Annotated in this window: 10 protein-coding genes; 5 read left to right on the forward strand and 5 right to left on the reverse strand. The window is 68.0% G+C overall.

From position 1 onward, the window contains the following. Window positions 1–59 precede the first annotated feature (59 nt). Complete coding sequence (locus CSW62_RS16480) at window positions 60–2,486, forward strand: UvrD-helicase domain-containing protein (protein ID WP_099579628.1); 2,427 nt, start codon at window positions 60–62, stop codon at window positions 2,484–2,486. A gap of 33 nt (window positions 2,487–2,519) precedes the next feature. Here the strand turns inward: CSW62_RS16480 and CSW62_RS16485 are convergent, their stop codons facing one another. After that, complete coding sequence (locus CSW62_RS16485; protein WP_099579630.1) at window positions 2,520–3,992, reverse strand: hypothetical protein; 1,473 nt, start codon at window positions 3,990–3,992, stop codon at window positions 2,520–2,522. 279 nt (window positions 3,993–4,271) lie between these two features. On the opposite strand from CSW62_RS16485, the gene CSW62_RS26435 reads away from it, so the two are divergent. Continuing rightward, a complete protein-coding gene (locus CSW62_RS26435) occupies window positions 4,272–4,433 on the forward strand; it encodes a hypothetical protein (protein WP_099579632.1) in 162 nt (53 codons plus the stop codon). On the opposite strand, the gene CSW62_RS16495 is transcribed toward CSW62_RS26435, so the two are convergent. Next, on the reverse strand, window positions 4,430–5,593 hold the full coding sequence (locus tag CSW62_RS16495) for a low temperature requirement protein A (protein ID WP_099579634.1): 1,164 nt from the start codon (window positions 5,591–5,593) through the stop codon (window positions 4,430–4,432). The two genes, CSW62_RS26435 and CSW62_RS16495, sit on opposite strands and share 4 nt — an antisense overlap. A 91-nt stretch (window positions 5,594–5,684) precedes the next feature. Here CSW62_RS16495 and CSW62_RS16500 point away from each other — a divergent pair, with 91 nt between their 5' ends. The 3 genes from CSW62_RS16500 (at window position 5,685) to CSW62_RS16510 (ending at window position 9,067) form a co-directional block, all read left to right on the forward strand. Further along, window positions 5,685–6,188, forward strand: a complete 504-nt coding sequence (locus CSW62_RS16500) for a hypothetical protein (RefSeq protein ID WP_099579636.1) — start codon at window positions 5,685–5,687, stop codon at window positions 6,186–6,188. Window positions 6,189–6,226: 38 nt separating this feature from the next. Then, window positions 6,227–7,093: a 50S ribosomal protein L11 methyltransferase gene (locus CSW62_RS16505; RefSeq protein WP_099579638.1), complete on the forward strand. Its 867-nt coding sequence runs from the start codon at window positions 6,227–6,229 to the stop codon at window positions 7,091–7,093. Between the two features lie 162 nt (window positions 7,094–7,255). Further along, complete coding sequence (locus CSW62_RS16510; RefSeq protein WP_099579640.1) at window positions 7,256–9,067, forward strand: aminopeptidase P family protein; 1,812 nt, start codon at window positions 7,256–7,258, stop codon at window positions 9,065–9,067. A gap of 120 nt (window positions 9,068–9,187) precedes the next feature. Here CSW62_RS16510 and CSW62_RS16515 read toward each other — a convergent pair whose 3' ends face one another. The 3 genes from CSW62_RS16515 to ligA all read right to left on the reverse strand — a co-directional run bounded on the left by CSW62_RS16515 (window position 9,188) and on the right by ligA (window position 12,691). Beyond that, window positions 9,188–9,604: a DUF2147 domain-containing protein gene (locus CSW62_RS16515; protein WP_099579642.1), complete on the reverse strand. Its 417-nt coding sequence runs from the start codon at window positions 9,602–9,604 to the stop codon at window positions 9,188–9,190. 124 nt (window positions 9,605–9,728) lie between these two features. Then, window positions 9,729–10,364, reverse strand: coding sequence for a 3'-5' exonuclease (locus tag CSW62_RS16520; RefSeq protein ID WP_199170623.1), 636 nt, complete (start codon window positions 10,362–10,364; stop codon window positions 9,729–9,731). Next, window positions 10,340–12,691 carry an NAD-dependent DNA ligase LigA gene (gene ligA, locus CSW62_RS16525; RefSeq protein ID WP_099579646.1) on the reverse strand — a complete coding sequence of 784 codons (2,352 nt, stop codon included), beginning with the start codon at window positions 12,689–12,691 and terminating at the stop codon, window positions 10,340–10,342. The genes CSW62_RS16520 and ligA overlap by 25 nt, the downstream gene beginning before the upstream one ends. Between the last annotated feature and the right edge of the window lie 21 nt (window positions 12,692–12,712).

Genomic DNA, 12,712 nt, shown 5'->3' on the forward strand with positions numbered 1-12,712 from the left:
GCCGCTCGGCGGCGCCGGTTGGGGCTTAAGCTCCGCGCGGTTTGTGCTACATATGTTCCATGTATCCCGATGATGACTCGCTCGAAGCCGCCGGCGGTTTCCCGGGCGACCTGCCCTCTCCGCGCATCTCCGACCTGGCCCGGCCGCGCCCGCCGGCCCATGGCCATGCCACGCCCGACTATCTGGACGGCCTGAACCCCGAGCAGCGCGAGGCGGTCGAGACGACCGAAGGCCCGCTGCTGGTCCTGGCGGGGGCCGGCACCGGCAAGACCCGCGTGCTGACCACACGTCTGGCCCACATCCTGGCGACGGGCCGCGCCCGCCCGTGGGAAATGCTGGCCGTCACCTTCACCAACAAGGCCGCCCGCGAGATGCGCGAGCGGATCACCCACATCATCGGCCCGGAGGCTGAAGGCCTGCGCTGGCTGGGCACCTTCCACTCGGTGGCCGCCCAGATCCTGCGCCGCCACGCCGAGCTGGTGGGGTTGAAGTCGAACTACACGATCATCGACACCGACGATAACGAGCGGCTGCTCAAGCAGCTGATCGAGGCCGAGAACATCGACGCCAAGCGGTGGACGCCGCGGATCCTGTCGCAGATCATCGACGGCTGGAAGAACCGCGGCTGGACGCCCGACCGCGTCCCGACCAGCGAGGCGGGCGAGTTCGCCAACGGAAAGGGCATCAGCCTCTATCGTCAGTACCAGGAGCGCCTGCGCATCCTGAACGCCTGTGATTTCGGCGACCTTTTGCTGCACAATATCAGCCTGTTCACCGGCCATCCCGACGTGCTGGACGAGTTCCAGCGCCGCTTCAAATACGTGATGGTCGACGAATATCAGGACACCAACGTCGCCCAGTACCTGTGGCTGCGGCTGTTGGCTCAAGGTCGCCAGAACGTCTGCTGCGTCGGCGACGACGACCAGTCGATCTATGGCTGGCGCGGGGCCGAGGTCGACAACATCCTGCGGTTCGAACGCGACTTCGCCGGCGCCAAGGTCGTGCGCCTGGAGCGCAATTACCGCTCGACCGAGCACATCCTGGCGGCCGCCTCCGGCCTGATCACCGCCAACAAGGGCCGCCTGGGCAAGACCCTGTGGACCGAGGCGACCGGCGGCGAGAAGGTCAAGGTCAGCGGCGTCTGGGACGGCGAGGCCGAGAGCCGGATGATCGCCGACGAGATCGAGCGGGCCAAGAAGGCCGGCCGCAAGTACAACCAGATGGCTATCCTCGTGCGCGCCTCGTTCCAGATGCGCGCCTTCGAAGAGCGCTTCGTGATGCTGCAGATCCCCTACAAGGTGGTCGGCGGTCCGCGCTTCTTCGAACGGGCGGAAATCCGCGACGCTCACGCCTATCTGCGCCTGATCCAGTCGCCCGACGACGATCTGGCCTTCGAGCGGATCGTCAACACGCCCAAGCGCGGCATCGGCGACACCTCGGTGCAGAAGCTGCTGCAGATCGCCCGGCTGGGCGGCGTCTCGACCGTCGAAGCGGCGCGCCAGATCATCGCCAGCGATGAGCTGCCGGCCCGCACGCGGACGGCGCTCAGCAACTTCATCCGCGACCTGGACCGCTGGCGCTCGCTGATCGGCTCGGTCCACCACCAGCGCCTGCTGGAGACCGTGCTGGAGGAGAGCGGCTATACCGACGCCCTGCGCCTCGACAAGGGTCCGACCAGCCAGACGCGGCTGGAGAACCTGAAGGAACTGGTCCAGTCGATGGCCGCCTTCGATACGCTTGAAGCCTATCTGGAGCACGTGTCCCTGGTCATGGACCTGGACCGCGAAGCCACCGGCGACGCCGTCTGGATCATGACCCTGCACTCGGCCAAGGGCCTGGAATTCCCGCTGGTGTTCCTGCCCGGCTGGGAGGAAGGCGTGTTCCCCAGCCAGCGCAGCATGGACGACAAGGGCGAGAAGGGCCTCGAGGAAGAGCGCCGCCTGGCCTATGTCGGCATCACCCGGGCGCGCGAGCAGGCCCTGATCAGCTTCGTGGCCAACCGTCAGGTCTATGGCCGCTGGACGTCGCAACTGCCCAGCCGCTTCGTCGACGAACTGCCGATCGCCCACGTCGATGCGGGCTCCGAGACCGGTTACTATGGCGGCGGCCCCGGCATGCAGACGACGGCCGCCTCGCGCTGGGACGATCCCGGCACGTCCGCCTTCCAGGCTGGCAGCAGCTATGACAGCCCCGGCTGGAAGCGCGCCCAGGAACGCACCGCCGGCTTTGGCGAGCGCAACCCCGCCTGGCGTGGTTCCCAAGGTGTCCGCGCCGGCTCGTCCGCCCGCTCGGCCCCGATCGAGGGCGAAGGTCGCCTGGTCGCCGTCTCGGCCCCCAGCAAGAGCGCCTATGCGCGCGGCGACCGGGTGTTCCACGTCAAGTTCGGCTACGGCCAGGTCACCAGCATCGAAGGCAACAAGCTGACCGTGGTCTTCGACAAGGCGGGCGAGAAGAAGGTCATCGACAGCTTCGTCGAGAAGGCCTGATCTCCTCGCCCCGGTCGGGGCTAGAGGTCCCGCCTACTTCGCCGGCAAGCTCGCCAGCAGTTTGCGAGCCGCTTCGGCGTTGCTGTCGCCGTGCGGATTGCTGGCCACCGGCGTCAGCAGGGTCCGCGCGTCGTCGAACCGCTTCTTCTCGATCAGGGCCTGGGCCGCGTCCAGGCGCAGGTGGCTGATCTGGGGGGCGATCTCGACGGCCCGGATGCGCACATTGACCAGATTATCGGTCAGCGGCTCCAGGCTGCGAGAGTCGGCATAGCCGTGCAGGGTCGTAGGATTGTTGGGGTCCAACTTGAAGGCGCGGGCGAACAGCTTGCTGGCCTCGCCGAACGCGGCCTTGCGTTGGCTCTCGTCGGCATAGCCCGTGGCCATGTAGCTTTCGCCCAGGAGGACCAGGGCCTCCTCGTCATTCGGATTGGCGGCCAGCAGGGTGTTCAGGATCGCCTGACCCTTCGCGCGATCGCCCAAGGTGACCTCGGCGCGGGCCAGGACCATCTGGGCGAAGTGGTCGTTCGAGCGGCCAGCTTCGGATCGGATCGACGCCAGAACCTTGGCCTGGTCGGCCTTGGGCACCCCCAGCTTCAGCCGCTGGTTATCCAACAACAGGTCATCGGGGCCGGACGGCATGGCGGTGACCGTCACCTTGGCCTTGAACCGTTCCTTGCGCGGCAACACCCGGACCTGCAGCGACCGCCGCAGATACTGGCGCAGTTCGCCGTTCAGCTTGGCCGGATCGGTCCCGAACACCGCCTTCCAGGCCGTCGTCGGCGCCTGACCGCCGCGCACGGCGTCCAGATAGCGCGGCAGCAGCGCCGCCCGCTTGGGATCCGTCAGGATGTAGTGGGTCAGCAGCCAGGACTGGGCATAGTACATCTGGCCGTCCCACTTGCCGAGTTCGCTCAATCGCTTGCTCAGCAGATCCTCGGCGGGCAGCCAGACCAGGCTGGGCGTCACCAGGGCGTCGCCGCGCCAGCGGTTGTAGTCGCCGATCACCCGGCGATCGTTCTCCAGACTGGCCGTCATGTAGTACTCGGCATAGCCCTCGACCAACCAGGCCGGATAGGCATTGGCGTAGTACTGCATCATGAAGTGGTGGACGTATTCGTGCAGGGCGATGTCGTCGCCCTTGTTCCAGTCGTTCTCGTTGTCCTCGCTGCGCACGGCGACGGCGAAGACCTCGGTCAGGGTCGGGAAATAGAGCCCCGCCGTATAGGGCGGCGCTTCAGGGTACACGCGGCGCAGCTCGTCCTGGTTCCTGACCAGATAGACGGGCAGCTTGCGGGGCGAGCCATCACTGGCGCTGCGGCCATGCACGGCCCACAGCATGTCGTCGAAGTCCTCGAGCATGGTGGCGTAGTCGCGGACCGTCTTGTCCGTATGCCCGTAGACAATGAAGTGGTCGCTCTCGGCCCGCTTCCATTCGGCGTGGGCGGCCAGAGGCCCCGCAAGCAGCGCCAGACCCAGCACGCCGGGCAGCGCCCGTCGCAAATTCAACCGTAACATCGTCATTCGCCCCCAAGCGCAATCTTCGATTGAGATAAACGGTTTGACCGAAGACGCGCAAGCCTTGGGCTGTCATTCTGCCGCGGGGGTTGAACGCGACAGGCGGATAACCATATGCTAGTCAGGAAGCAGCCAACGCTACAGCCCAAGGCGGCTGAGCATCCAGGCGCTCCATCGCCCACCCGCCGTCACCAACGGCTCCGGGCGGATATCTCCACCCCTTATAATCTATCGGGTCCGGCGACACGCTCGACCCCTGTCTGGAACTTTATGAACACCAACTTTACCCGCAAGGCCGCCACCAAGAGCGCGCCCCACATGCCTTCGACCTTCCGCACCGCGACGCCCGTCCGTTCCGCCCAGCCCGACTGGGTCTGGCCCGGCCTCACCCGCGCCCAACTGCGCGACATCGTCATCGACCAGATCGGCTAACGCGGCCGTCTCTCCGCCAGCCACGTCTCCCACGCCCCGACCACGACCAGAACCAGGGTCGAAAGGATCGAGAGGACCAGCGGGCTGACGTGGCTCGCGATCGGGATCAGCGCCGCCAACAGCGCCAGGCCGACGATCCGCGTCCTCGACCACTGCCGAAACACAGACAGCTTGAAGACCAGGGCGCCGAACAGGAACAGCGCCGGTCCGCCGATCACGGCGGCGGCGGTCTTGAAGTCGGTGTGGCCTAGCGGATGGTGCAGCACCCACTCGTCGCCGACCGCCGCCACGATGACCCCGGCAACCGGCAGAAGGTGGCTGTAGGTATAGGCCACGCGCGCGATCCGGCCCGGATTGTCGGAATGGGCGATCGCCTCGCTGGCCGCCTCGGCGGTGAACGAGAAATAGATCCACCACATGGCGATGCTGCAGACCAGGGCGCTGGCGAAGGCCGCGATCACCTCGAACGTCCACGGCAGGCCGCCCACGGTCGCCCCGGTGACGATGACCGACTCGCCCAAGGCGATAATCGTGAACAGGGCGCAGCGCTCGGCCAGGTGACCGCCCTCGACGACCCAGTCGGTCGAGGACGAGCGCCCCAGGCCCGGCGTCCAGAAGCCCATGGCCGGCGAGGCGTATTCGATCGCCATGGCTACGCCCCAGATCAGCAGCCGCGCCTCGCCCTGCTGGAAGGCGCCGGCGATCCAGAAGATCGCCGACAAGGACAGCCATGCCAGGATCCGCGCGAAGTTCAACCGGTGGGCCGGCTCTCGCCAGACGCCGACCAGGAAGAACAGGGTCCGCCCCACCTGGATGAAGACATAGGCGCAGGCGAAGACGAGACCTCGCTTGCCGAAGGCGTCCGGGATGGCGGCCGAAAGGACCAGGCCCGCCGCCATCATCACGAACAGCATCACCCGCACAGGCGTCCGCTCGGGATCCATCCAGTTGGTCACCCAGGCCGTGAACACCCACGCCCACCACACGGCCAGCAGCAACAGCCCCGCGTGCAGCAGGCCAAGGCCGGTCGGGTGGCCGATCACGGCGTGCGAAAGCTGGGTGACCGCGAACACGAAGACGAGGTCGAAGAACAGCTCCACATAGGTGACCCGGGCGTGTTCGTGCTCGCGGCGTTCGCGCAACAGCGGCTTCTTGCTCATGACGTCCCTCTTCGCGGCCACCCTAGAATCCGCTTCATGAGTCTCGCGAGCGGGATTTCGAACCAAAGTCCTCGTCGCGCGCTATGCCGACATGGACCAGCGGCTCGAAAAGATCATCGGCCATCTGAAGGCCTTCACCCTCACCCGCCCTGTCGCCTTTGGCGCCCCGGCCTGCGCCGTGCTCGGCGCCCTGGCGGGACTGGCCATGCAGACCGGCGCGCAGGACGGCGCCTACACCTCTGAGATGGAAGCCGCCCCATACGCTCAGCAGGCGCAGGCCGAGCCGCTGTCATGGCCAGCAGGCAAGGTCCCGGACTATGTCGTCGGAACCGACTTCCTGCAGGCGACGCAGTCTCCACAGCCGATCCAGTACGCCGACTATGAACCGCCCCCGGCGCCGGAGCTTCCCGACTATGTTCCGGCCCAGCATGGTCCGGCGACGCCGCCCCTGCCGGCCGACGCGCCCAACTGGGCGTCGGAGCGCGGCGATATCCTCGACGTCTCGCTGCCCGAGGATCGCAGGCCGCAATCCGCACAGGCGCCCACCCCGCTCGTGATGGCGGACGCGGCCGCTACCGGCATGACGACGCGCTAAGGCTCGCTTTTCGCGCCCTTTAGAGCTAACAGGCGCGAATGACCGACTATACGCCCCAGCAGATCGTCGCCCGCGGCGCGCGCGCCGAAGCCGAGACCGCCGCCGACGCCATCGACAACCATCCCGGCCTCGAAGGCGCGACCTACTCGATCCTGGAAGAGGACGAGGACAAGGGCATCTGGCGCATCGACGCCTTCCCGACGACCGACGAGGAAGACGCCAGCCTGATGGCGCTGCTGGGCGAATACGACCTGAAGGTCGTCCGCGACACCCTGGCCGACGCCGACTGGCTGGCCATGGCGCTGTCGGGCCTGCCGCCCGTGCGCGCCGGCCGCTTCTTCGTCTATGGCATGCACGACCGCGGCCGCCTGCCGGCCAGCACCGTCAACCTGCGCATCGAGGCCGGCGCGGCCTTCGGCACGGGTCACCACGGCACCACCGTCGGCTGCCTGCAGGCCTATGACCGCCTGATCAAGGCCAAGCGCTTCAACAAGGTTCTGGACGTCGGGGCCGGCACCGGCCTGCTGGCCATCGCCGCCGCCCGCACCGGCAGCAAGCTGGCCGTCGGCACCGACATCGACAAGCCGTCCGTGCGGATCTCCAAGGAGAACGCCAAGGTCAACAAGGCCAACGCCAAGTTCGTCCACGCCTCGGGCCTGTCGAACCCGCTGGTGGCCAACAATGCCCCCTACGACCTGGTGTTCGCCAACATCCTGGCCCGCCCGCTGATCAGCCTGGCCCAGGACATCAAGCGCGCCCTGGTTCCCGGCGGCACGGTCATCCTGTCGGGCCTGCTGCGCACCCAGGAGCGGATGGTCAAGGCCGCCTATCTGTCGCGCGGCTTCAAGGTCGTGACCCGCATCCACCGCGACGCCTGGGCGACGCTGGTCCTGCAACGGCCGTAAAGAATGATCCTCCCCCGCGATGCGGGGGAGGTGGCCCAGAGGGCCGGAGGGGGCTAGCTCGGCCTACGCCGCGACGGCCCCCTCAGTCGGCTTCGCCGACAGCTCCCCCGCAGCGCGGGGGAGCATCTGGTCAGCAGCGCCTGAGAGGCTTAAATCCTCCCCATGCGCCAGACCTTCGACGAATCCACCGACCCGTCCTTCGGGCCCAAGCACGTCCCGCTGATCCGCGCCGCCATGGCCGCGCAGGGGCTGGACGGCTTCCTCGTGCCGCACGAGGACGAGCACCAGAACGAATATCTGCCCGCCGCCAATGACCGCCTGGCCTGGGCCAGCGGCTTCACCGGCTCGGCCGGCGCCGGCGTGATCCTCAAGGACCGCGCCGCCGTGTTCGTCGACGGCCGCTACACCTTGCAGGTCCGAGAACAGGTCGACCAGGGCGTGTTCGAGATCCGCGACCTCGTCGAGGGCGGCGTCCCGGCCTATCTGGAGACCACTGACAAGGGCGCGGTGATCGGCTACGACGCCCGCCTGCACAGCCCCTCGGCCTTGGAAGGCCTGAAGGCCGCCGCCCACCGCGCCGGCGCGATCCTCAAGCCCGTCGCGGCCAACCCGATCGACCAGGCCTGGGGCGACGCCCGCCCCGCCCAGCCGATGGCGCCGGTCGTGCCGCAGTACGTCGAATATGCCGGCGAAGAGTCGAGCTCCAAGCGAGCCCGGGTCGGCGCTTCGATCGCCGCCTTCGGCGCCGATGCGGTGGTGATCACCGCCCCGGCCTCGATCGCCTGGCTGTTCAATGTCCGCGGCGGCGACGTCATCCGCTCACCCCTGCCGCTGGCTCAAGCCATCCTCAAGGCCGACGGCACGGCCCGCCTGTTCCTCGATCCGGCCAAGGTGACCACCGACCTGCCGGCGTGGCTGGGCAATCAGGTCTCGCTGGAGACGCCGGACAAGCTGGAAGAGGCGCTGGGCGACCTGTCGGACAAGACCGTGGTCGTCGATCCTGGACAGTCCTCGGCCTGGTACTTCGACACCCTGGCCGCCGCCGGCTCGAAGATCGTGCGGGCCATGGACCCCTGCACCCTGCCCCGCGCCTGCAAGAACGGCGTCGAGCTGGACGGCACGCGCGAGGCTCACAAGCGCGACGGCGCGGCCCTGACCCGCTTCCTGCACTGGCTGGCCACCGAGGGCCAGATCAACCCGCCCGACGAAAAGGAGGCCGTCGCCAAGCTGGAAGGCTTCCGCGAGGCCACCGGCAGGCTGAAGGACCTGTCCTTCGACACCATCGGCGCGGCCAACGGCCACGGCGCCCTGCCCCACTATCGCCCGACCGAGCGGTCCAACGAACGCGCCGCGAGGGGCTCGCTGCTGCTGGTCGACAGCGGCGGCCAGTATCTGGACGGCACCACCGACGTCACCCGCACCGTGGCGATCGGCGAGCCGTCGGCCGAGATGGTCAACCGCAATACGCTGGTTCTGAAGGGCCACCTGGCCATCGCCCGCCTGCGCTTCCCGGCCGGCACCACCGGCTCGGCCATCGACGCCTTCGCCCGCGCCGCGCTGTGGGCGCATGGCCTGGACTACGACCACGGCACCGGCCACGGCGTCGGCGTCTATCTGGGCGTTCACGAGGGGCCGCAACGGATCGCCAAGGCCCCCAACCTCATCGCCCTGCAGCCCGGCATGATCGTCTCGAACGAGCCCGGCTACTACAAGGACGGCGAATACGGCATCCGGATCGAGAACCTGGAAGTCGTCATGCCGGCCGAGGACGTCCCTGGCGGCGATCGCCCAATGCACCGCTTCGAGGCCCTGACCCTGGCGCCGATCGACCGTCGCCTGATCGACAAGACCCTGCTGACGGCCGAGGAAGTAGCGCAGTTCGACGCCTACCACGCGCGGGTGCTGGCCGAGATCGGGCCTCGGGTCGAACCCGAGATCCGCGCCTGGATGGAAGAGGCCTGCGCGCCGCTCTAGGGCGGCGCTGCCCCCTCCGGCCCTGCGGGCCACCTCCCCCATAAAGGGGGAGGACGCCTCGGATTCTGCTCCCCCTTTATGGGGGAGCTGTCGCGAAGCGACTGAGGGGGCTTCTCGGCCCTACTTCAACCGCGTCCACTTCTGCGTCTTGCACAGCGGCGCGACGATGCAGCCCTTCAGCTTCAGTTCGTTGTCGCTGAGCAGTTCGACCGTGCCTGAATAGGTGCCGCCGTCGTCGGGGTTGTAGACCTTGCCGCCGGTCCACTTGGTCGGACCGCCGGAGAAGTCGTACAGCATCTGCAGGTTCTTCAAGGGACGGCCGCGCTGGGCCTCGTCCTTGTTTTTGACGTCCTTCTGGGCCGGGCTGGCCTTGATGTGGTCGGACGTGATCAGCTTGCCGCACAGGCTGTTGCCGCAGCGCGTGATCTCGACCTGGCCGCCATTGGTCGGCGTCTGCCAGACCCCGGTGACGTCGGCCGCGAAGGCCGAGCCGGCCGTGACGGTCAGGGCGGCGGCGAGCAGGATGGTGCGCAGCATTCGGTACTCCCAATAGGTCCGCGCCTTCAAATGCGCGTTTGAACCCATTCGTTGCGTGATCCGCCCAGTCAGGACAAGGCCGAAGGCGAAAACGAGGCGGGAATTGCGGTTGCGGCGATGCGTCTCAGCCGTGGACGCGGGATCGGCGAGCGCTGACTGCCCCCTTGGGTGGCGTATAGCCGTCGTGGTCCAACCGGCCCAAGGTCATGCCAAGACGCGCCGGCAGGTCCCGCACATGCAACACGCCGTTCAAGCTGGCCGCAGCCAGCGCCACGTGCCCGCAGGCATAGGCGTCGCCCGCCGCGTCGTGGTGCTTGAAGTCGACGCCCAGGTGGCCGCAGACCACGTTCAGCTTGTGCGACGACAGCTCCGGCCAGACGCCGCGCGCCACCTGCACAGTGCAAAGATAGTCGAAGCTCGGCGCGCGGACGCCATAGTGCTCGCAGGTCCGGCGGATCACGCTGACGTCGAACGAGGCGTTGTGGGCCAGCACCAGCGCGCCGTCCAGTTCGGGCCGCAGCCGCTCCAGCACGTCCGGCCACTCGTCGGCGTCCTCGACATGCTGAGGGCCGATGCCGTGGAAGGCGATGTTGAACCGCGCGAAGCGATTGCCGGGCGGACGGATGTAGTGGTGCTCGATCCTCGCCACCTGGCCATCCTCGATCCAGGCCAGGCCGATCGAGCAAGGGCTGGCGCGTTGTTCGTTGGCGGTCTCGAAGTCAAGAGCGATGACCTTCATGCGCCGACCATCTCCAGCCACTCGTCCTCGGTCATGACCTGGATGCCGAGGTCGGTGGCCGTCTTCAGCTTCGAGCCCGCGCCTGGACCTGCAACGACCAGATCAGTCTTCTTCGACACCGACGAGGCCACCTTGGCGCCCAGGCTTTCGGCCTGAGCCTTGGCCTCGTCGCGGGTCATCTTCTCCAGCGAACCGGTGAAGACAATGGTCTTGCCGGCCACGGCCGTGTCGGTCTTGGGCTTGGCGACCGGCTGGATGTCCAGTTCGGCGACGAGATTGGCGACCTTGGCGCGGTTATGCTCCTCGGCGAAGAACCGGGCCAGCGACTGGGCGGCGACTGGACCGACGCCGTCGACCGCCGCCAGGTGCAGGTAGTCGTCGCCCGGCGCGCCCGAGGCGGCGGCGGAGAGACCCTCGGCGAACGCGTCCCAGGTCCCAAAGCGCTGGGCCAGGGCCGCGCGGGCGGGCTTGGTCAGCTTCGGAACCGCGTGGCCGATCTTGATTTCCAGGTCGTCGGTCTGCGGCCAGGGGTCAGAGACCAAACCGCCCTTCCCGGCTTCGACCAGCAGGTCCAGCGCCTTGGGCCCGACGCCTTGCGCGGTGGAAAGCTCCAGGTAGGTCTCGCCCGGCAGGCCCTTGGCGGCGGCCTCGGCGGCGGCTTGCAGGTCCTCGAAGCGGTCGAAGTTGCGGGCCAGCACCGTCGAGGTCGTCTCGCCGATGTCGCGCGCGCCCAGGCCGTAGATCATCCGGTCCATGCCGATGGTGCGGCGAGCGTCGATGCCCTTCACAAGGTTGGCGACCGAGGTCTCGCCATAGCCGTCGCGCTCGCGCAGGGCCGAGAGCTTTTCCTCGTCCTTGGCCAGCTTGAAGACGTCGGCCGGCTCGGTGATCCAGCCCTCGTCGAAAAAGGCCTGCAGCTGCTTCTCGCCCAGACCCTCGATGTCGAAGGCGCGGCGCGACACGAAGTGGCGCAGGTGCTCGACCCGCTGGAACGGACAGGCGAACTCGCCGGTGCAGCGGCGCACCACCGACTCCTGGCCCGAAGCCGTGACCTCGCGGGCCAATTCCGTCTTCAGCGGGCATTCGCAGAGGTGGGGGAATTCGTAGACGGGAGGTTCAGGGTCTGGGCGAGCCGCGAGGTCGACTTCGACGATCTGCGGAATGACGTCGCCGGCGCGCTGCAAGACGACCGTGTCACCGATGCGGACATCCAAGCGAGCGATCTCGTCGCCATTGTGCAGCGTCGCGTTGGTCACCGAGACGCCGCCGACGGTGACGGGCTTCAGGCGCGCGACCGGAGTATGGGCGCCCGTCCGGCCAACCTGAATCTCGATGGCCTCCAGGATCGTGCGGGCTCGCTGGGCCGGGAACTTGCGGGCGATGGCCCAGCGCGGCGAGCGCGAGACGAAGCCCAGGCGGCGTTGCTGCTCCAGGTCGTCGACCTTGTAGACGACGCCGTCGATGTCGAAGCCGAGCGTGGGCCGCAGGGTCTCGAACTGGGCATAGATGTCCAGCAGGCCCTGGACGTTCTCGACCCGCTTGGCCGGCGGAGCCGTCGTCACGAAACCCCACTCGGTCAGCTTCTCGAGCGCGCCCCACTGGCTGTCGGCGAAAGGCTCGGACACCAGCCCCCACGCATAGCCGAAGAACCGCAACGGTCGCTGGGCGCTGATCTTCGGATCGATCTGGCGCAGCGAGCCGGCGGCGAAGTTGCGCGGATTGGCGTAGGTGCGCTGGCCGGCCTCCTCGGCGGCGTGGTTGAAGGCGGCGAAGGCGGCGAGTTCGACATAGACCTCGCCCCGCACCTCGATCACGTCGGGCCAGTCCGAACCCTTGAGGCGGTGGGGGATGTCGGCGATGGTGCGCAGGTTGGCGGTGACGTCCTCGCCCACCCGGCCGTCGCCCCGCGTGGCGCCCTGGACCAGCACGCCCTTCTCGTAGCGCAGCGAAGCCGACAGGCCGTCGATCTTCGGCTCGGCCGTGTAGGCGACGGTGTCGGAGGGCGACAAGCGCAGGAACCGCCGGATCCGGGCGTCGAACTCGGTCGCTTCGTCGTTGGAGAAGGCGTTGTCGAGGCTGAGCATGGGCACGCCGTGCTCGACGGGCGAGAACTGCTCGGCCCGCGCCGCGCCGACCCGCATGGACGGGGAATTGTCGCGCACCAGGTGCGGGAAGCGGGTCTCGATGTCCAGGTTGCGGCGCTTGAGGGCGTCGTACTCGCCGTCGCTGATCTTGGGCGCGTCCTGCTGGTGATAGGCCAGGTCGTGGGCGGTCAGGTCATCAGCCAGGCGCTCCAGTTCCTCGACGGCCTGGGCTTCGGTGATGTCGGCGACGGGGATCTGAGGCACAGGCGCGAATCCGAAAGGCGG

It is taken from the genome of Caulobacter sp. FWC2 (genome assembly GCF_002742625.1).
Lineage (GTDB): Bacteria > Pseudomonadota > Alphaproteobacteria > Caulobacterales > Caulobacteraceae > Caulobacter.